The sequence below is a fragment of the Cedecea davisae DSM 4568 genome (assembly GCF_000412335.2).
GTDB lineage: Bacteria > Pseudomonadota > Gammaproteobacteria > Enterobacterales > Enterobacteriaceae > Cedecea > Cedecea davisae.
The window spans coordinates 1,571,823-1,589,689 of record NZ_KE161030.1 but is presented as its reverse complement, the minus strand read 5'-3'; the positions used below and the strand labels follow the sequence as shown (position 1 = coordinate 1,589,689).

The 17,867-nt window shown below is 51.1% G+C and carries 19 protein-coding genes; 12 read left to right on the top strand and 7 right to left on the bottom strand.

Translation table 11 applies throughout. The features are described 5' to 3' along the window. Positions 1-58 precede the first annotated feature (58 nt). Positions 59-328 carry a hypothetical protein gene (locus HMPREF0201_RS07430; RefSeq protein WP_016535925.1) on the bottom strand — a complete coding sequence of 90 codons (270 nt, stop codon included), beginning with the start codon at positions 326-328 and terminating at the stop codon, positions 59-61. A 135-nt stretch (positions 329-463) separates the two neighbouring features. Continuing rightward, positions 464-661, bottom strand: coding sequence for a hypothetical protein (locus HMPREF0201_RS07425; protein WP_016535924.1), 198 nt, complete (start codon positions 659-661; stop codon positions 464-466). A gap of 252 nt (positions 662-913) precedes the next feature. On the opposite strand from HMPREF0201_RS07425, the gene HMPREF0201_RS07420 reads away from it, so the two are divergent. Continuing rightward, positions 914-1,141, top strand: a complete 228-nt coding sequence (locus tag HMPREF0201_RS07420; protein WP_016535923.1) for a DUF7661 family protein — start codon at positions 914-916, stop codon at positions 1,139-1,141. Between the two features lie 104 nt (positions 1,142-1,245). After that, complete coding sequence (locus HMPREF0201_RS07415) at positions 1,246-2,139, top strand: GGDEF domain-containing protein (RefSeq protein WP_039898096.1); 894 nt, start codon at positions 1,246-1,248, stop codon at positions 2,137-2,139. A 246-nt stretch (positions 2,140-2,385) separates the two neighbouring features. Here the strand turns inward: HMPREF0201_RS07415 and HMPREF0201_RS07410 are convergent, their stop codons facing one another. Further along, positions 2,386-2,868 carry a GNAT family N-acetyltransferase gene (locus HMPREF0201_RS07410; protein WP_016535920.1) on the bottom strand — a complete coding sequence of 161 codons (483 nt, stop codon included), beginning with the start codon at positions 2,866-2,868 and terminating at the stop codon, positions 2,386-2,388. 182 nt (positions 2,869-3,050) lie between these two features. Between HMPREF0201_RS07410 and HMPREF0201_RS07405 the strand changes: the two genes are divergently transcribed. Beyond that, the gene (locus tag HMPREF0201_RS07405; protein ID WP_174232928.1) at positions 3,051-3,518 is read left to right on the top strand and encodes a GNAT family N-acetyltransferase; all 468 of its coding nucleotides are present in this window, start codon (positions 3,051-3,053) and stop codon (positions 3,516-3,518) included. Between the two features lie 150 nt (positions 3,519-3,668). Here HMPREF0201_RS07405 and icd read toward each other — a convergent pair whose 3' ends face one another. Continuing rightward, positions 3,669-4,919 (bottom strand): NADP-dependent isocitrate dehydrogenase, encoded by a 1,251-nt coding sequence (icd, locus tag HMPREF0201_RS07400; protein ID WP_016535918.1) that lies wholly within the window; start codon positions 4,917-4,919, stop codon positions 3,669-3,671. A gap of 136 nt (positions 4,920-5,055) precedes the next feature. Between icd and rluE the strand changes: the two genes are divergently transcribed. From rluE to HMPREF0201_RS07360, 8 genes are all read left to right on the top strand, one after another. Further along, positions 5,056-5,688, top strand: a complete 633-nt coding sequence (gene rluE, locus HMPREF0201_RS07395) for a 23S rRNA pseudouridine(2457) synthase RluE (RefSeq protein WP_016535917.1) — start codon at positions 5,056-5,058, stop codon at positions 5,686-5,688. A 9-nt stretch (positions 5,689-5,697) separates the two neighbouring features. Continuing rightward, the gene (locus HMPREF0201_RS07390; RefSeq protein WP_016535916.1) at positions 5,698-6,159 is read left to right on the top strand and encodes an NUDIX hydrolase; all 462 of its coding nucleotides are present in this window, start codon (positions 5,698-5,700) and stop codon (positions 6,157-6,159) included. Positions 6,160-6,212: 53 nt separating this feature from the next. Beyond that, a complete protein-coding gene (gene mnmA, locus HMPREF0201_RS07385; protein WP_039898094.1) occupies positions 6,213-7,322 on the top strand; it encodes a tRNA 2-thiouridine(34) synthase MnmA in 1,110 nt (369 codons plus the stop codon). Between the two features lie 22 nt (positions 7,323-7,344). After that, on the top strand, positions 7,345-7,974 hold the full coding sequence (gene hflD, locus HMPREF0201_RS07380) for a high frequency lysogenization protein HflD (protein WP_016535914.1): 630 nt from the start codon (positions 7,345-7,347) through the stop codon (positions 7,972-7,974). 16 nt (positions 7,975-7,990) lie between these two features. Next, on the top strand, positions 7,991-9,361 hold the full coding sequence (gene purB / locus HMPREF0201_RS07375) for an adenylosuccinate lyase (protein ID WP_016535913.1): 1,371 nt from the start codon (positions 7,991-7,993) through the stop codon (positions 9,359-9,361). A 119-nt stretch (positions 9,362-9,480) separates the two neighbouring features. After that, positions 9,481-10,152 (top strand): two-component system response regulator PhoP, encoded by a 672-nt coding sequence (gene phoP / locus HMPREF0201_RS07370; protein WP_016535912.1) that lies wholly within the window; start codon positions 9,481-9,483, stop codon positions 10,150-10,152. Beyond that, a complete protein-coding gene (gene phoQ / locus HMPREF0201_RS07365; RefSeq protein ID WP_016535911.1) occupies positions 10,153-11,622 on the top strand; it encodes a two-component system sensor histidine kinase PhoQ in 1,470 nt (489 codons plus the stop codon). 73 nt (positions 11,623-11,695) lie between these two features. Next, positions 11,696-12,817, top strand: a complete 1,122-nt coding sequence (locus HMPREF0201_RS07360) for a ribosomal protein uL16 3-hydroxylase (RefSeq protein ID WP_016535910.1) — start codon at positions 11,696-11,698, stop codon at positions 12,815-12,817. 63 nt (positions 12,818-12,880) lie between these two features. Here the strand turns inward: HMPREF0201_RS07360 and HMPREF0201_RS07355 are convergent, their stop codons facing one another. Then, entirely contained in the window at positions 12,881-13,411 is a 531-nt protein-coding gene (locus HMPREF0201_RS07355; protein ID WP_016535909.1) for a hypothetical protein, read from the bottom strand. A 998-nt stretch (positions 13,412-14,409) separates the two neighbouring features. On the opposite strand from HMPREF0201_RS07355, the gene HMPREF0201_RS07345 reads away from it, so the two are divergent. Then, positions 14,410-14,973 carry a DUF2726 domain-containing protein gene (locus tag HMPREF0201_RS07345; protein ID WP_016535907.1) on the top strand — a complete coding sequence of 188 codons (564 nt, stop codon included), beginning with the start codon at positions 14,410-14,412 and terminating at the stop codon, positions 14,971-14,973. 420 nt (positions 14,974-15,393) lie between these two features. On the opposite strand, the gene HMPREF0201_RS07340 is transcribed toward HMPREF0201_RS07345, so the two are convergent. Together HMPREF0201_RS07340 and pepT are read right to left on the bottom strand one after the other, a co-directional pair. Further along, positions 15,394-16,302 (bottom strand): hypothetical protein, encoded by a 909-nt coding sequence (locus tag HMPREF0201_RS07340; RefSeq protein ID WP_147293934.1) that lies wholly within the window; start codon positions 16,300-16,302, stop codon positions 15,394-15,396. A gap of 293 nt (positions 16,303-16,595) precedes the next feature. Then, positions 16,596-17,822 carry a peptidase T gene (gene pepT, locus HMPREF0201_RS07335; RefSeq protein WP_016535905.1) on the bottom strand — a complete coding sequence of 409 codons (1,227 nt, stop codon included), beginning with the start codon at positions 17,820-17,822 and terminating at the stop codon, positions 16,596-16,598. Positions 17,823-17,867: the final 45 nt, after the last annotated feature.

The window sequence follows — 17,867 nt, the reverse complement described above, 5'->3', positions numbered from 1 at the left end:
GTTTACTGAACAAAGATGAGAGCCGGGCGGCTCTCATTATTAGCAAAGCATGGCTATATTAATCCCACTTAAACGTAACTCCGGCACGGGCAGTACTACTGCTATCGCGATCGTATTTAGAATAAGGGTCGGTCAGTAGTTGACGTTCAGTTTTGTCCAGCCTGCTGAACATATCCGGCTTTTTGTTCGAATCATTGTTGACGCAAACATTGCCCCGGCAGCCTTCTTCTTCAGCCTCGGTCCAGACTAGTTCGGACGCCGGTTTATTTGCGGCATGGGCCGCCATGGCGCACAGTAGGGTCGTGCAAAGAATGAGCATCTTACTCATGAAACCTCCATTTGATAATGATAACCACTATCAATTATAACATTTGGGTATGAAAAGAAAACCGGGATTTAAGCGTTGGTTTAACTGATGTTAAAAAACGGCCCGTGGGCCGTTTTCTTGAGTTGGAGTCTGGTTTTATCCCAGAATGAGCAGATCAACCGCCCTTTGTACCGCCAGGTCGTCCAGATTGTTTGCGTAAACCACCTGCACCATATCGGCTATAGATTCCCGCGATATTGCCTGCTCCCGGGCAAGCAGCTGCATCACAGCCGTACCTACCACCTGCAACATGTCGGGATGAAATTCCTCAGTAACGCTTTTATCCATACCCATAGCCACTCCCTTAAAATTCCCTGAATGCTAAAACTAACACAACAAGATCGGCGAAAAACCGGGATTCAATCCGGAAAATTCCTCCGGGCGCGGCGTGCCTCATTAACTCATTGAAACAACTCCGCAACATATAGCGAAATTTTTTATGTCTGAATTTTACAGCCATTGCGATGCCTGACTGACAATCACCTCGTCAACGCCGCGCAAAGCTTTTATCATTGGCGGAGGTACGGGTATTGAGAAGGAGCGAACATGTTGCAATTCGATGTTTTTGGCCGCCGGGTCGGCGTAAAGCGAGTCGGTGAGCAATGGCTGCTCTACCGCGTTGACCCCAACGAGGGTAAATCATCACGCATTTATGACGTCGCGATCCCGCCTTATTTAACGGTAGAGGAGTTATCCGGCTGGCTGGGCGATATTTACCACGAGGCAGCAAACGAACGGCATCCTGATGTTCGCTTAATTGATACGGACGAGTAGTGTTCCAGGGTGCTCATTTGCCAGCGGCTAAAACAATATAATATTATATCCCCGGCTGCCTGAATAATTAGCACTTATGCACCGAAGTTAGCAAAGGAATGAAAATGAACTTTAAAATACACGACAAGCTTATTGAAGGGGCCGGGTCGGCACGCGGATTGCTCTATCGAATGATTATCGCATTCGTCTGTTTTACAATGACGATAATTTTTATTCTGGCGTTTACCATAGGTAACCCGTCCAAAGTTAACTTCTATTTCCTTATTAATACCTGCACCGTTTTAATTCTGACATGGATCATAAGAAAGTCATTTAACATTCAATCAAAAGAAAAGCACCTTGCGATTTTTAGGATCAGTTTGTTTCTTTTGTTAAATTCAAGTCTTGTGTCCCTTGCCGGTGGGCTGGGAGTGATAGACCGTGATTCGGCATCGCTGGTTGCAGCGCTTCTGTATGCCCCGGCTATATTTCTTATCACGCTGTCCTTCAATAACTTCGTCAAATACATAAATCGGAATTACAAAGCCGCAGTCAAATTATCATTAACTGATGAGTTAACGGGGCTGCCAAACAGAAGGCACCTTAATATAAAGTTAAGAGAATTAGAGCCGAAAAGTGGCACCCTTTGCATTATCGACATCGATCATTTCAAGAACATAAACGATACTTACGGCCATGATTTTGGTGATAAAGTTCTTAAAGATACGGGATTGCAATTAGGGGCATTCATCTCCGAAGACATTTTCATTTCCCGCTCCGGAGGAGAGGAGTTCGCGGTTATCATCTTTAACAACACAGACGCGGAAGAGTTTATCAATAAAATAAAATCATCAATATCCTGCAAAGATGCTAGGGGCGAAACCATTACCCTGAGCATTGGCGTTGCTGTGAAAAAGAACCATCATTCCTCCTCACACATTCTTACCGCCGCAGACGAAGCGCTTTATCAAGCCAAAAGGAACGGGAGAGATTGTATTATTTATGCCCTTCCGCGCTGACAGACCGAGTTATTTATATTAAGTCTGCCGACCTTTGCAAAGCCCTGCCCTTCATATAGCAAATTGAAATGCCCCCCCAGGTATTCGGATCTGGTTCATCGCTATTATCGGCAAACAGCGGCGCGGCATCTTTGTCTTCAAATGAGCGAATGATGAGCCGCGTTGTGGGGGTGACTAACATGAAAGCCTCGTTTCGTCGGATAATTTTCGCAAGCTCATCATAGTATTCTTGAATATAGGTAAATTCTATTCCGAAGGCTTTATCGCTTTACTCATGTTTATGCCCGTGACGCCAAAACCCGTCGTTTCGTAAACATGCCGGGCACGGACGTTATCTGCGGCAACACGGAGTTTTATCTGCTCAAACCCCTGTTCCTGCAAATCCAGCTCAAAAGCGCGGAGAGCCTTTTTAGCCAGGCCTTGCCCCTGGTAAGCATTGAAGATGTAAAAATCGTAGATAAATACGCTACGTTGAACTAAGTCGGGTTTGTACCAAAGGTAGCCGACATGCCTGCCAGCGCTGTCTATCGGGTCAATTAAACACAGGAGAACTTGCCCGGGAGTATTGACGCCATTGGGGAGCTGCATGGCTATTTCCTGTTCCGCTTTTGCAGTAGAATCCTGGCCGGAAAGCGGATAGTTTGAGGCAATTTCCTGTGCATAATCCGGAATGAAATACGCTAAATAAGCAGGATATTCATCCTCACGCATTGAGCGGAGCAGTATCATTTATTTATCCTTATCTTCTGCTGGAGCACATCCTGCTCCCTCAACTTTACACTTTATCTTTCGCATACATTTTTCCTTAGCGCCATGGCAATTATCACTTCCAGGGTATTCAGCAGTCCATTATGTTTGTATTTTCATGTGAATGATAAGTTAGGTCCCCACCCTTATAAGCAGGAGTGAACGTGAGTATTTCAAAGAAGCTCGAATGGCGTAAGCATCACTATCTGGTAAGTACAGACAGAGAAAAGCTGGACTTGCAGGCTATCCATAGCTACCTGACCAGGTCCACCTGGGCGAAAGGTATTGACCTGACGACTGTCGGCACATCAATTGAAAACAGCCTGAACTTCGGTGTTTATCATAATGAAACACAGATAGGCTTCGCTCGTCTTATAACGGATTATGCTACGTTCGCTTACCTTTGCGACGTTTATGTTCTCGAAGAATACCAGGGTGAAGGGCTTGGAAGATGGGTTATGGAATGCATACATAATCATCCTGTTTTTGAGCAACTTCGCAGAATTTTGTTATTCACAACCACCGCTCCCTGGCTTTATGAAAAGTTTGGCTACGAGCCGGTCAACCGGGAAAACTATGCATGGGCCATCACCAGGCCTGATATTTATACTAATACACAAAAATCTGGCTAACCTTCGCCTGTATTCAAAGCAGGGTGTATGGAGGATCCAGTCCGGGCAGAAATGGGGCTTTTTACGCAAGAGTTTTGATAACCGTTCGAAAGCTAATAATAAAAAACGGGAACCATCAGGTTCCCGTTGTCACATCACCAGCGAGGCTGATTACATGTGTTTAATGATAGCGTCGCCAAACTCTGAACATTTCAGCAGCTTAGCGCCATCCATCAGACGCTCGAAGTCATAAGTTACGGTCTTCGCGTCGATTGCGCCTTCCATACCTTTAACAATCAGGTCTGCGGCTTCGAACCATTCCATATGACGCAGCATCATTTCTGCGGACAGGATGATGGAGCCTGGGTTTACTTTGTCCTGGCCTGCGTACTTAGGCGCGGTGCCGTGGGTCGCTTCGAACAGCGCGCATTCGTCACCGATGTTTGCGCCCGGTGCGATACCGATGCCGCCAACCTGCGCCGCCAGGGCGTCAGAGATGTAGTCCCCGTTCAGGTTCATACAGGCGATAACGTCGTATTCAGCAGGACGCAGCAGGATCTGCTGCAGGAACGCATCGGCGATCACGTCTTTAACCACGATCTCTTTGCCGGTTTTCGGGTTCTTGATTTTCACCCAAGGGCCGCCGTCGATAAGCTCGCCGCCGAACTCTTCGCGAGCCAGCTGGTAGCCCCAGTCTTTGAACGCGCCTTCGGTGAACTTCATGATGTTGCCTTTGTGCACCAGGGTCACGGAATCACGGTCGTTGGTGATTGCGTATTCGATGGCCGCACGCACCAGGCGTTTGGTGCCTTCTTCGGAGCAAGGCTTGATGCCGATACCGCAGTGCTCAGGGAAACGAATTTTCGTTACGCCCATTTCGTCACGCAGGAACTTGATAACTTTATCCGCTTCGGCGCTGTCTGCTTTCCACTCGATACCCGCATAGATATCTTCGGAGTTCTCACGGAAGATAACCATGTCGGTCAGCTCTGGCTGTTTAACCGGGCTTGGGGTGCCCGCGTAGTAACGCACCGGGCGCAGACACACGTACAGGTCAAGCTGCTGACGCAGCGCAACGTTCAGGGAACGAATACCGCCGCCGACCGGGGTGGTCAGTGGGCCTTTGATAGCAACGCGGTAGTCACGAATCAGGTCAAGAGTTTCTTCTGGCAGCCAGACGTCCTGGCCATAAACCTGGGTAGATTTTTCACCGGTGTAGATTTCCATCCAGGAAATTTTCCGCTCGCCCTTATAGGCTTTCTCCACGGCGGCATCCACCACTTTAATCATGGCTGGCGTAACGTCCACACCAATCCCGTCCCCTTCAATGAAAGGAATAACCGGGTTATGAGGAACGTTGAGTTTGCCATTTTGCAGGGTGATCTTTTTACCTTCCGCCGGAACGACTACTTTGCTTTCCATTCACCTCTCCTTCGAGCGCTTCTGGTTTTTGTTAATGATTTGTAATTTGCGGGCTCATACTACTGCAATATCAGGCTCGCGCCAATCACTCATGATTTCCGTTATAATGCGTTAATCCACCCGCCCTGAAAATACTATGAACAAAACTTCTTTTAAGAATCACCAAGTTAAACGATTCAGCAACCAGCAGACCGCGAAGCGCAAGCAGCCCGACGGGCCAAAGAAGCTGGTTATCTTTAATAAACCTTACGATGTGCTGCCGCAGTTCACCGACGAAGCGGGACGCAGTACGCTGAAGGATTACATCCCGCTGCCGGGGATTTACGCCGCAGGCCGCCTGGACCGCGACAGCGAAGGGCTGCTGGTGCTGACCAACGACGGCGCGCTACAGGCCAGGCTGACCCAACCGGGCAAAAAGACCGGCAAAATTTACTATGTGCAGGTTGAAGGCGAGCCGACGCAAGAAGCCCTTGCCGCGCTGCGTAACGGCGTTGAGCTGAACGATGGCCCCACCCTGCCCGCAGGTGCAGAGCGGGTGGACGAGCCGGAATGGCTCTGGCCGCGCAACCCACCAATCCGCGAGCGTAAATCAATCCCCACCAGTTGGCTGAAAATCACGCTTTATGAAGGCCGTAACCGCCAGGTTCGCCGCATGACGGCGCACGTTGGCTACCCTACTTTGCGCCTGATCCGCTATGCGATGGGAGATTTAACCCTCGACGGCCTCGAGCCGGGCAGCTGGCGCGAACTCCCACTCACCTCTGCATAAGGAAAGCCCATGTTTAAACCGCACGTCACCGTTGCCTGCGTAGTCCAGGCCGAAGGTAAGTTTTTGGTTGTTGAGGAGACAATTAACGGCAAGGCGCTGTGGAACCAGCCTGCCGGGCACCTGGAAGCGGATGAAACGCTGCTCCAGGCCGCTAAACGCGAGCTGTGGGAAGAAACCGGCATTACCGCCGAACCGCAAAGCTTTATCCGTATGCACCAGTGGATAGCCCCGGACCAGACGCCGTTTTTGCGTTTTCTGTTCGCGATCGATCTCGAAAAACAGCTGCCGACCACGCCGCATGACAGCGACATTGATTGCTGCCACTGGCTGGACGCGGAGCAAATTCTTACCGCCGCTAACCTTCGCTCGCCGCTGGTGGCAGAAAGCATCCGCTGTTACCAGCAGAAGGAGCGTTACCCCCTCTCGATGTTAGGCGCTTTTAACTGGCCGTTTTCCGGGGGTGCCAAGTAAAAGGCTGCGTGATAGAATACGCCGCTTTGAAGTTCAATGTCGTGAGTATCTCCATGTCTGATAACAGCCAGAAAAAAGTAATCGTCGGGATGTCCGGCGGTGTCGACTCCTCCGTTTCCGCCTGGTTGCTGCAACAGCAAGGTTATAAGGTGGAAGGCCTGTTCATGAAGAACTGGGAAGAAGACGATGGCGAGGAATACTGCACCGCGGCGGAAGATTTAGCTGACGCCCAGGCGGTCTGCGACAAGCTCGGCATTGAACTGCACACCGTTAACTTTGCCGCAGAATACTGGGACAACGTGTTCGAATTGTTCCTGGAAGAGTACAAAGCCGGGCGCACGCCAAACCCGGATATTCTGTGCAACAAAGAAATCAAATTTAAAGCCTTCCTTGAGTTCGCCGCAGAAGATTTAGGTGCCGACTACATCGCCACCGGCCACTATGTGCGCCGCGCTGACGTGAACGGTAAAAGCCAGCTGCTGCGCGGCCTGGACGGCAACAAAGACCAGAGCTACTTCCTGTATACCCTGAGCCACGAACAGATTGCCCAAAGCCTGTTCCCGGTTGGCGAGCTGGAAAAACCGGAAGTGCGCCGCATCGCCGAAGAGCTTGATCTTATAACCGCGAAGAAAAAAGACTCCACCGGTATTTGTTTTATCGGCGAGCGCAAATTCCGCGACTTCCTTGGCCGCTACCTGCCAGCCCAGCCGGGCAAAATCATCACCGTTGACGGGGATGAAGTAGGCCAGCACCAGGGGCTGATGTACCACACGCTCGGCCAGCGTAAAGGCCTCGGCATCGGCGGAACCAAAGAAGGGTCTGAAGATCCGTGGTACGTGGTCGATAAAGACGTCGAAAAAAATATCCTGGTGGTTGCCCAGGGTGGCGAGCACCCTCGCCTGATGTCGGTTGGGCTGATTGCCCAGCAGCTGCATTGGGTAGACAGAGAGCCGCTGACCGCGCCGCTGAGCTGCACGGTGAAAACGCGCTACCGCCAGGCAGATATTCCCTGCACCATTACGCCGCTGGACGCTGAACGTATTGAAGTGCGTTTTGAAGAGCCGGTTGCAGCCGTTACCCCAGGCCAGTCCGCGGTGTTCTACCTCGGCGAAGTGTGCCTCGGCGGCGGCATTATTGAGCAGCGCCTGCCGCTCGTTAATTAATTACACACAAGGACGCAGCCCGGTGGCTAAAAACTACTACGACATTACCCTCGCGCTGGCGGGCATTTGCCAGTCGGCTCGTCTGGTGCAGGAGTTAGCGCATCAGGGCCATTGCGACAGCGACGCGCTGCGCGTCTCGCTCAACAGCGTGATTGACCTGAACCCGGGCTCGACTTTAGCGGTTTTTGGCGGGAGTGAAGCTAACCTCAAGCCGGGCCTGGAAACGCTGCTCGGCGTGCTGAACGCCAGTAGCCGCCAGGGGCTGAACGCCGAGCTGACCCGCTATACTCTCAGCCTGATGGTGCTGGAGCGTAAACTCCACGCCAGCAAAGGCGCGATGGACACGCTGGGTAGCAAAATTAACGGCCTGCAACGCCAGCTTGAACATTTTGATCTTGAGTCAGACACGCTGCTGAGCGCCATGGCCGGGATTTATGTTGATGTCATTAGCCCGCTTGGCCCGCGTATTCAGGTCACCGGCTCCCCTGCCGTGCTGCAAAGCCCGCAGGTGCAAAGCAAAGTACGCGCCACGCTACTGGCCGGTATTCGTGCCGCCGTGCTGTGGCACCAGGTTGGCGGTGGCCGCCTGCAATTAATGTTTTCCCGTAGTCGCCTGACCACTCAGGCCAAACAAATTCTTGCTCATTGTTAACCTCTCAGGAGTTGTTATGGAATTATCCTCACTGACCGCCGTTTCCCCCGTTGACGGGCGCTACGGCGACAAAGTCAGCGCTCTGCGCGCTATTTTCAGCGAATTTGGTCTGCTGAAATTCCGCGTACAGGTCGAAGTACGTTGGCTGCAAAAGCTGGCCGCGCACGCAGCGATCAAGGAAGTTCCTGCTTTTGATGCGGACGCAAACGGTTACCTTGATAAAATCGTCGCTGAGTTCAGCGAAGTCGATGCGGCACGTATTAAAACCATCGAGCGCACCACCAACCACGACGTAAAAGCGGTTGAATACTTCCTCAAAGAGAAAGTGGAAGCGATCCCTGCCCTGCACGCGGTGTCCGAATTTATTCACTTCGCCTGTACGTCCGAAGACATTAACAACCTGTCTCACGCCCTGATGCTGGAGACGGCTCGCAAAGAAGTGGTGCTGCCGTACTGGCGCAAAATTATTGATGCGGTGAAAGACCTGGCGGTGCAGTACCGCGACATCCCGCTGCTGTCCCGTACTCACGGCCAGCCTGCTACTCCGTCCACCCTCGGGAAAGAGATGGCTAACGTCGCTTACCGTATGGATCGCCAGTTCCGCCAGTTGGAAAACGTCGAGATCCTCGGCAAAATCAACGGCGCGGTCGGGAACTATAACGCCCACATCGCCGCTTACCCGGAAGTGGACTGGCACCAGTTCAGCGAAGAGTTCGTGACTTCTCTGGGCATTCAGTGGAACCCGTACACCACCCAGATCGAGCCGCACGACTACATCGCCGAGCTGTTCGACTGCATCGCCCGGTTCAACACCATCCTGCTGGACTTTGACCGCGACGTGTGGGGCTACATCGCCCTGAACCACTTCAAGCAGAAGACCATTGCGGGTGAAATCGGCTCGTCCACTATGCCGCACAAAGTGAACCCGATTGACTTCGAAAACTCCGAAGGCAATCTCGGCCTGTCTAACGCCCTGCTGCAACACCTGGCAAGCAAACTGCCGGTTTCCCGCTGGCAGCGCGACCTGACCGACTCCACCGTGCTGCGTAACCTCGGCGTCGGCATCGGCTATGCGCTGATCGCTTACCAGTCCACCCTGAAGGGCGTGAGCAAGCTGGAAGTGAACCGCGACCGCCTGCTGGACGAGCTGGATCACAACTGGGAAGTGCTGGCTGAGCCAATCCAGACCGTGATGCGCCGCTACGGCATTGAAAAACCGTACGAGAAGCTGAAAGAGCTGACCCGCGGCAAGCGCGTTGACGCCGAAGGCATGAAGCAGTTCATCGACGGCCTTGAGCTGCCAGAAGAAGAAAAAACTCGCCTGAAGGCGATGACCCCGGCAAATTACATTGGCCGCGCAACCACTATGGTTGACGAACTGAAGTAATCCCCATGACGCCGTCGCCCGGCGGCGTCTATTTCCTGCTGTTTATCCGTCGTTTACTCCTCCTCTTTGATAATTCGCGTTAAACTAACATGGCAAATTAACGGATTGAGGGAAAAGCGATGCGCGTTCTGGTTGTGGAAGATAATGCCCTGTTGCGTCACCACCTTAAGGTGCAGCTACGTGAAGCTGGCCACCAGGTTGATGCTGCGGAAGATGCCAAAGAGGCCGACTATTTCCTTAATGAACACACGCCGGATATTGCGATTGTTGACTTAGGCCTGCCGGACGAAGACGGCATGAGCCTGATCCGCCGCTGGCGCAGCCACGATGTCACCATTCCGATTCTGGTGCTGACCGCCCGCGAAGGCTGGCAGGACAAAGTAGAAGTCCTCGGCGCGGGTGCCGACGACTACGTGACCAAACCGTTCCACCTGGAAGAAGTGGTGGCCCGCATGCAGGCTTTAATGCGCCGTAACAGCGGCCTGGCCTCGCAGGTTATTTCCCTGCCGCCGTTCCAGGTTGACCTGTCCCGCCGTGAGCTGTCGATTAATGACAACCTGATCAAGCTGACGGCATTTGAATACACCATTATGGAAACCATTATCCGCAACGCCGGAAAAGTGGTAAGCAAGGATTCGCTGATGCTGCAACTGTACCCGGACGCTGAACTGCGCGAGAGCCACACCATTGACGTACTGATGGGCCGCCTGCGTAAAAAAATTCAGGCAGAGTATCCGCAAGAGGTGATTACCACCGTGCGCGGCCAGGGCTACCGGTTCGACTTACACTAAATGCCAAATATTTTTCGCCATATTCTGCCGCTCTCGCTGCGGGTTCGCTTCTTGCTGGCTACCGCAGCAGTCGTGATGGTGCTGTCTCTTGCCTACGGCGTGGTTGCGCTGGTGGGCTACAGCGTCAGCTTCGATAAAACCACCTTCAGGCTGCTGCGCGGCGAAAGCAACCTGTTCTACACCCTCGCCAGCTGGAAGGACGGCAAACTACAGGTTGACCTGCCCGAGAACGTAAGCGTGCAAAGCCCGACCATGGCGCTGATTTACGACGAGCACGGCAAGCTGCTGTGGATGCAGCGCAACGTGCCGGACGTAGTACAGCAGATCCAGAAAGAGTGGCTGAGCGGGAACGGCTTCCACGAACTGGAAGCGGACTTCGCCACCAGTAGCGCCCTGCTGGATAACGACAAAGACCGCCTCGCCCAGCTAAAAGACATGCACGACGACGAAAGCGACGACGGCTACGAAATGACCCACTCGGTGGCGGTTAACCTCTACCCGGCCACCGCGCACATGCCTGCCCTGACCGTGGTGGTTGTGGATACCATTCCTATCGAGCTTAAACGCTCCTATATGGTCTGGAGCTGGTTTATTTACGTCCTGCTTGCCAACCTGTTACTGGTGGTGCCTCTGCTGTGGCTTGCAGCCTGGTGGAGCCTGCGCCCTATTCAGGAGCTGGCCCAGGAAGTGCGCGAGCTGGAAAAACACGACCGCGACAGCCTGAACCCGGAAACCACCCGCGAGCTGACGAGCCTGGTGCGTAACCTTAACCAGCTGCTGCGCACCGAGCGTGACAGGCACGATAAATACCGCACCACGCTGACGGATTTAACCCACAGCCTGAAAACGCCGCTGGCGGTGTTGCAGTCCACCCTGCGTTCGCTGCGCACCGACAAGATGGACGTTGAGGAAGCCGAACCGGTGATGCTGGAGCAGATCAGCCGTATTTCTCAGCAAATCGGCTATTACCTGCACCGCGCCAGCATGCGCGGCAACAGCACATTGCTGAGCCGCGAACTGCATTCGGTTGCCCCCCTGCTGGACAAACTCTGCTCGGCGCTGAACAAGGTTTACCAGCGCAAAGGGGTAAACATCACCCTGGACGTGTCGCCGGAAATTACCTTCGTCGGCGAGAAAAATGACTTTATGGAAGTCATGGGCAACGTGCTGGATAACGCCTGTAAATACTGCCTTGAGTTTGTTGAAATCACCGCCCGCCAGACCGAAGATTCGCTGCACCTGATAGTGGAAGACGACGGCCCCGGCATCCCGGAGAGCAAGCGAGCCATGGTCTTTGACCGCGGCCAGCGGGCCGACACGCTGCGCCCCGGCCAGGGCGTGGGGCTTTCTGTCGCCAGAGAAATCGTGGAGCAGTACAGCGGCGAGATCCAGACCAGCTCCAGCCCGCTCGGCGGCGCAAGAATGGAAGTTATTTTCGCCCGCCAGCAGCCTGAACAGGATGAGGATTGAAATAGTCCCGTAAGCCGGGCCGCCATCCGTTATAATCCGTGTCAGGCTCCTCCACCTGCAGGAAGACAACAATATGGATTACCAACTGGATTTAAACTGGCCCGACTTTATCCAACGCTACTGGCAAAAACGCCCGGTGGTGTTGAAACGTGGCTTTAAAAACTTCATCGACCCTATCTCACCGGACGAACTGGCGGGCCTGGCCATGGAAAACGAGGTGGACAGCCGCCTTGTGAGCCACCAGGGCGGGAAATGGCAGGTCAGCCACGGGCCGTTCCAGAGCTACGATCACCTGGGCGAGAACAACTGGTCGCTGCTGGTGCAGGCGGTGAACAACTGGCACGAACCTTCCAGCGCCCTGATGCGCCCCTTCCGCGCCCTGCCCGACTGGCGCATTGACGACCTGATGATCTCTTTCTCTGTTCCCGGCGGCGGCGTTGGCCCGCACCTGGATCAGTACGACGTGTTTATCATTCAGGGAACAGGCCGCCGCCGCTGGCGCGTGGGCGAAAAAGTCGCCATGAAGCAGCACTGCCCGCACCCGGACCTGCTCCAGGTTGAGCCGTTTGACGCCATCATCGACGAAGAGATGGAGCCTGGCGACATTCTGTATATTCCACCGGGTTTCCCGCACGAGGGGTACTCCCTGGAGAATGCCCTGAACTATTCGGTTGGCTTCCGTGCCCCCAGCGGCAGAGAGCTTATCAGCGGTTTTGCCGACTACGTGTTGCAGCGTGAGCTGGGCAGCCTGCGCTATACCGACCCGGATGTTCCTGAGCGCCAGCACCCGGCGGATGTTCTGCCTCAGGAGCTGGATAAGCTGCGTGGCATGATGCTGGACATGGTTAACCAGCCGGAAACCTTCAACAGCTGGTTCGGGGAGTTTATTACCCAGTCCCGCCACGAGCTGGATGTGGCCCCGCCGGAGCCGCCTTACCAGCCGGATGAGATTTACGACGCACTCCAGCAGGGTGATTCCCTGGTTCGCCTTGGCGGCCTGCGCGTGCTGCGCATTGCCGGTGAGGTTTACGTTAACGGCGAGAAGCTGGACAGCCCGCACCGCCCGGCGGTAGAAGCCCTGGCAAGCCACATTAAGCTGGATGCGGAGAAATTTGGCGACGCGCTGGAAGATCCTTCCTTCCTGGCGACGCTGGCCGCTCTGGTGAACAGCGGCTACTGGTTCTTCGAAGACTAACGCCCTGCTCTCCCGCCTTCTCACCAACGCCGCTTGCCGGCTGAGAAGGCGGGACGCTTCTGCTTAATGAAGACCCGGCAACACGCCACCGTCTATCATTGCCAGCCCTTTCTTCGTGCGCACGAACCGCGGCGCTTTTAAATCTTCTTCCAGCATGCCGAACACTTCATATAACAGGTCCGTTATTTGCACCTGCTGCTCCGCTGAAAGCTCCTGGTTCAGCAGCACCATGGTTAAGGCGGAACAATAATCGCAGAGGGTTTCTGACTCTGTTTCCAGCGGGGTGCGGAGCTTATCTAGCTGCCCTTCTTCTACCGTTAGCTGCTCAATAAGGTATTGCGGCAGCGGGTTATCTAACACTGCCCTCAGCACATTAAACCCCGCCAGCAGACGCCCACACAGGGCGATATATTCAACGTGGTTATCTGTTTCGATTAATTCACCGGCCCAGCAGCGGCAAACATTCAGCACATGAAATAAATCGTCCGTTGCGCCCAGCGGCGTTTTTAATAAAGCTGTAATATCTCCGGCCATAAGCTTTTGATCATCTTTGATTTCCGGGTGGATAAATGTGTTACTATCGGCACCAGCCATAGCGTGACTCCTGTTTAGTTACGTTGTGGTTAGCCCTCGTTTGGTGTTGCTGCACCATTCGGGGGCGACTCTATATTCACTACCTTAAATTGCCCTATCACCCTCTTACTTATCACTGGATAAGTCAACAGTATGGGATTGCTAAATTATTGGAAACCTTGAAAATTCGAGGGAGATCCCGAAAACGTGATAACTGGAAACCTCGTTACATTTCCTTATTCCTTTTTCGGTTTATTTGATAATTGCGAGATTGATTCCAAATTCTTGCTGCTTATATTTCTGGCGTGATTTCTACTTCTGAAAAAGGACCCTAGTCTCTTTAGCGATATTTTAGTGACGGATATATTCTTGCTGGGTTTGCTATGATTCCGGCTTGTACCTCCCTCTTGGGCACCGGGCTTTACAGAGATCTTGGCTACCAGAATTGGTAGATGGGGTTATTTGTTATTGATATTGTTTGTTTTGATTATTTAGAGTGGGGATCGAGATGTACTTTGAGCAACCAGCCGATGGTATAACAGAACTGAAGGTCCGCTGTGAGCGAGGTGCGGAAGTTCGAAATTGTTATCAACATGGAATAAAACTTGATTAAAATCTCAGTGCAATATGAGGCGTGTCAATTGTATGCAATTTCAGCTGTAGTACAGTATATTTACATTCTTTCAACCAAGCCCTTGGAATCAATTATGGCTATTCGGAAAAGTATTCCAAACGAAACCAAATTGCGGTTGATTTCGGCATCGGTAGGTCATTGTCAGAAACCAGATTGTCTTAAGCCACTTTTCCCAGCAGAGATCGGTGGTGATAAGTATATAGCTCAAATAGTACATGTCATTCTTCATGGTGATACTGAGTCCCACCGCGAAAAATGGCCTGCTGAGGAGTTTGAGCTAATTTCCGTACTCTGATGTTTACCAGTACGCCCCCGTTCGGTAAAACGCCAATATTTATTATATATATAAGTTAGACTATTAACAATAAAATCAGAGGCAAGCATAATGGCTTTCAATCCCAAAATTAATGGAAAAAGTATTGCTATATCATTGACACCATCTTCAGAGGCTGAGTGGGAAGAATACGAAAATTTGTATAGTGACTTGCCGACAAAACTGGTTGAAACATTACCGACAAAGAGAACGATTTTTTTGTCTAAAATAGAGCGTGATTTTCTCGATGCGGCCATTAAGAAACTCCCTAACTATCTTATATTTAGCCAGGTTCAGCTTATCCGGTTGGTAGATATTGATAGCTCTAAAATTCCTCAGTTTAAAATAGATTTCCCTACGTTCTTTCAAGGCGAGGAAGAAAAGTATGCCATTTTCAATTTAATAAACTTACTTAGTGTTGATTTCGTTATTTCAAATAAAACTGGATATCCTCTCTGTGTAATCGAAGTGGATGGGGAAGAACACAAAAAATCATATTCCGCAAGAAAGGATGAGTTCAAAAACAAGGCATTAGAGAATGCAGGTATTAAAATTTTTCGTATAACTAATAAAGATGCTTGTGACGAAAAAAAATTGGACTATTTCTTGGAAGATATTAGATTTAATTATTTATGACTAATAATTAATAGTTGATGGGAAATTTATCGCATTGACCCCCGCCAGGCGGTTTTTTTACGTCCTTACCCTCCGTTCGGTAAAACGCCTACAATACCGCCGTACCATCACCACTCTCTGGGCTTCGTCCGCTCCTGGCACTGAGCGGACGAGTTTACTGGGGTGAAGGTCCGCTGTGAGCAAGAAGCGGAAGTTCGCTTCTTGATGTATTAGTAAATACTACCATGCTAAGATCGGCGAGGATCTGGCCATCCGTTGCACTTTCATAGATAAGATATATACCATTGCGGTATATAATATAGTATATAAGATCTGCAAAGTATTAGTTCACGGCTCAATCTATTTTTTTGAAGACAAAAGTAAATTATAAAATATTTAACTTTGATTAAATGCTTCGCGTGGCTTACAGTTCACAAAAAATTAAGTAAATCCTTCTGTTTTGAATGTTACAATTCGTCGGTAAATGTTGTACATTGCTACAATAATCTTAAGGTAAATGTCCTGCCGATAAGGAGGTATAGCTCTACTTAAATCATCTATTAATTCATCCTTCTCTACTGTGTAATCGCCATAATAACTAATACCATCCATGTGTGGATTAACGTTAACCGTGTCCGTGTGGATCGAAAAATACATTTCATTCAACGAGTTTGGACTAAAGTTAAATGTCATATTAAAGGACTCAATTGTTTCATCAAACTCGTGAGATAATACTACATAATCAATTAATTCCTTTACTGGCAAGCATATTAATCCTATGTAAGAATCATTTCTATATTTGATGGGATTGAATAAATCTTTAAAAAAGATATCTATTCTACGATCTTTTACGATTATATTTAAAGGCCCAACACCGCGCAAAGTGAAGCATTTATCATTTGAGTCCCTATATAAACTGAAATATTCAATATCACGAATACCTGAAAAAAGTTCACGATGGCGATTTACATTTTCCGTAAAGACATCCTGAGATACATCATATCTCGCTTTGCCTACTTTACTCAGCGCATACTGTTCAGCTGTAAGCTTCCATTTACGAAGAAGCTCTACAGAGAAGCGGTCTGGATCTACATCAATTTCTTTTGCATGGATAGAGCAAAGCCAAATACCGTTGTCAAAAGAGCATCTTTGATCTTTTTGCATTTCCTTGTTGTAGCGGGGGCCACCTTCAGATGCGGCTTCAATATGGCATGCCTGTCCAACATTAACTCGCTTTGTAGGATCTGTATGGGGCCCAACAGTCACAACTCTGCAATCGGGATTGGAGCAAAGCCATGCTACGCGTTCGGCCAACCTCTGTTTAATTTTGTTTGAGAAATCGTCCCTCACTGCCAATCCCTATTTGAATTACTATTACGCGTTGGCCAACACTTTATCATAATTGCAAAACTGTAGTCAGGGTAACCAGCTCAACCCATTTATTATTATCTGTTTCCTTCAGCAAGGCCCGCTTCTGGCACAAAGCAGACAAGCTAACCGACCCGGAAATACGCTATGAGCAAGCTACAGACATTGCAAACAGCGTTCTGAATAAAATAATGGAGAACAGCTCAAAGCCACAACCAACAATAATAAAAAAAGGGGCCAAAAGCCCCTCCCATAATTAGTAGTTCTCAGCCGATTTAGTCTTTCTTAGCCGTCAATTCAGCAATACGGACAATAACCGCCACTGCCTTCTCCATTCCTTCCAGGGTCACGAACTCGTGTTTGCCGTGGTAGTTATAGCCGCCGGTGAACAGGTTAGGGCACGGCAGGCCTTTAAAGGAGAGCTGTGCGCCGTCCGTGCCGCCGCGGATGGGCTTCATAATCGGCTCTATATTGCAGTCGCGCATTGCCTGCTGGGCGACTTCAACAATATAAGGGTGCTCGGCCACTTTCTCGCGCATGTTGTAATAGCTGTCTTCTATTACCAGCTCTATATAACAGTCCGGGTGCAGGCCTTTGCCGACCTTTTTGGCTATTTCCATCATTTTGCGTTTGCGGGCTTCGAACTGCTCGCGGTCGAAGTCACGGATGATGTAATGCATCTCGGCGCGGTCAACCGAGCCTTTCATGGTGTTCAGGTGGTAGAAACCTTCATAGCCTTCGGTGCATTCCGGGCTTTCGTCCGCCGGGACTTCGGCATGAATACGCGCCGCCAGCGACAGGGCGTTAACCATCACGCCTTTTGCCGTGCCGGGGTGGACGTTATTCCCGACGATTTTGATAGTGACCGAAGCGGCATTAAAGTTCTCCGACTCCAGCTCGCCTACTCCGCCGCCGTCCACGGTGTACGCCCATTCGGCGTTAAAGGCTTCCACGTCGAAGAAATGCGCGCCTTTGCCGACTTCTTCATCCGGCGTGAACGCTACGCGAATATCGCCGTGCGGAATGTTCTTCTCTTTAAGCACCGCCAGGGCGGTCATGATTTCGGCCACGCCTGCTTTGTCGTCCGCGCCCAACAGGGTTTTGCCGTCCGTGGTGATGAGCGTTTGCCCCATCAACTGGTGGAGCACCGGGAACATCACCGGGGAAAGAATTTCGTCCCCAATGCCCAGGGCAATATCGCCCCCTCGGTAGTTTTCGACTATCTGCGGGTTAACGTTTTTCCCGGTAAAGTCCGGAGCAGTATCAACGTGGGAGATAAAACCAATCGCCGGAACGCGGTGCGTAATATTCGCAGGCAGCGTGCCCATCACCGTGCCGTGGTCGCTGAGCGTGACGTCCACCAGCCCCATCTGCTCCAGCTGTTCCTTTAACAGACGCAGAAGCCTCCATTGCCCTTCCGTGCTCGGCACCTGCTTAACGCCGGGTTTGGATTGTGTATCCAGAGAGACATACTGCAAAAAGCGCTCAAGTAATTTATCCATTTAGCCACCCTCGTTTTTTGTGACACCAATTATCAATAAGCCGCA

Bases quoted from the DNA above. Each gene is read 5' to 3' on its own strand.
- HMPREF0201_RS07430 (WP_016535925.1), bottom strand. From the start codon at position 328: ATGAGTAAGATGCTCATTCTTTGCACGACCCTACTGTGCGCCATGGCG.
- HMPREF0201_RS07425 (WP_016535924.1), bottom strand. From the start codon at position 661: ATGGGTATGGATAAAAGCGTTACTGAGGAATTTCATCCCGACATGTTG.
- HMPREF0201_RS07420 (WP_016535923.1), top strand. From the start codon at position 914: ATGTTGCAATTCGATGTTTTTGGCCGCCGGGTCGGCGTAAAGCGAGTC.
- HMPREF0201_RS07415 (WP_039898096.1), top strand. From the start codon at position 1,246: ATGAACTTTAAAATACACGACAAGCTTATTGAAGGGGCCGGGTCGGCA.
- HMPREF0201_RS07410 (WP_016535920.1), bottom strand. From the start codon at position 2,868: ATGATACTGCTCCGCTCAATGCGTGAGGATGAATATCCTGCTTATTTA.
- icd (WP_016535918.1), bottom strand. From the start codon at position 4,919: ATGGAAAGCAAAGTAGTCGTTCCGGCGGAAGGTAAAAAGATCACCCTG.
- rluE (WP_016535917.1), top strand. From the start codon at position 5,056: ATGAACAAAACTTCTTTTAAGAATCACCAAGTTAAACGATTCAGCAAC.
- HMPREF0201_RS07390 (WP_016535916.1), top strand. From the start codon at position 5,698: ATGTTTAAACCGCACGTCACCGTTGCCTGCGTAGTCCAGGCCGAAGGT.
- mnmA (WP_039898094.1), top strand. From the start codon at position 6,213: ATGTCTGATAACAGCCAGAAAAAAGTAATCGTCGGGATGTCCGGCGGT.
- purB (WP_016535913.1), top strand. From the start codon at position 7,991: ATGGAATTATCCTCACTGACCGCCGTTTCCCCCGTTGACGGGCGCTAC.
- phoP (WP_016535912.1), top strand. From the start codon at position 9,481: ATGCGCGTTCTGGTTGTGGAAGATAATGCCCTGTTGCGTCACCACCTT.
- phoQ (WP_016535911.1), top strand. From the start codon at position 10,153: ATGCCAAATATTTTTCGCCATATTCTGCCGCTCTCGCTGCGGGTTCGC.
- HMPREF0201_RS07360 (WP_016535910.1), top strand. From the start codon at position 11,696: ATGGATTACCAACTGGATTTAAACTGGCCCGACTTTATCCAACGCTAC.
- HMPREF0201_RS07355 (WP_016535909.1), bottom strand. From the start codon at position 13,411: ATGGCTGGTGCCGATAGTAACACATTTATCCACCCGGAAATCAAAGAT.
- HMPREF0201_RS07345 (WP_016535907.1), top strand. From the start codon at position 14,410: ATGGCTTTCAATCCCAAAATTAATGGAAAAAGTATTGCTATATCATTG.
- pepT (WP_016535905.1), bottom strand. From the start codon at position 17,822: ATGGATAAATTACTTGAGCGCTTTTTGCAGTATGTCTCTCTGGATACA.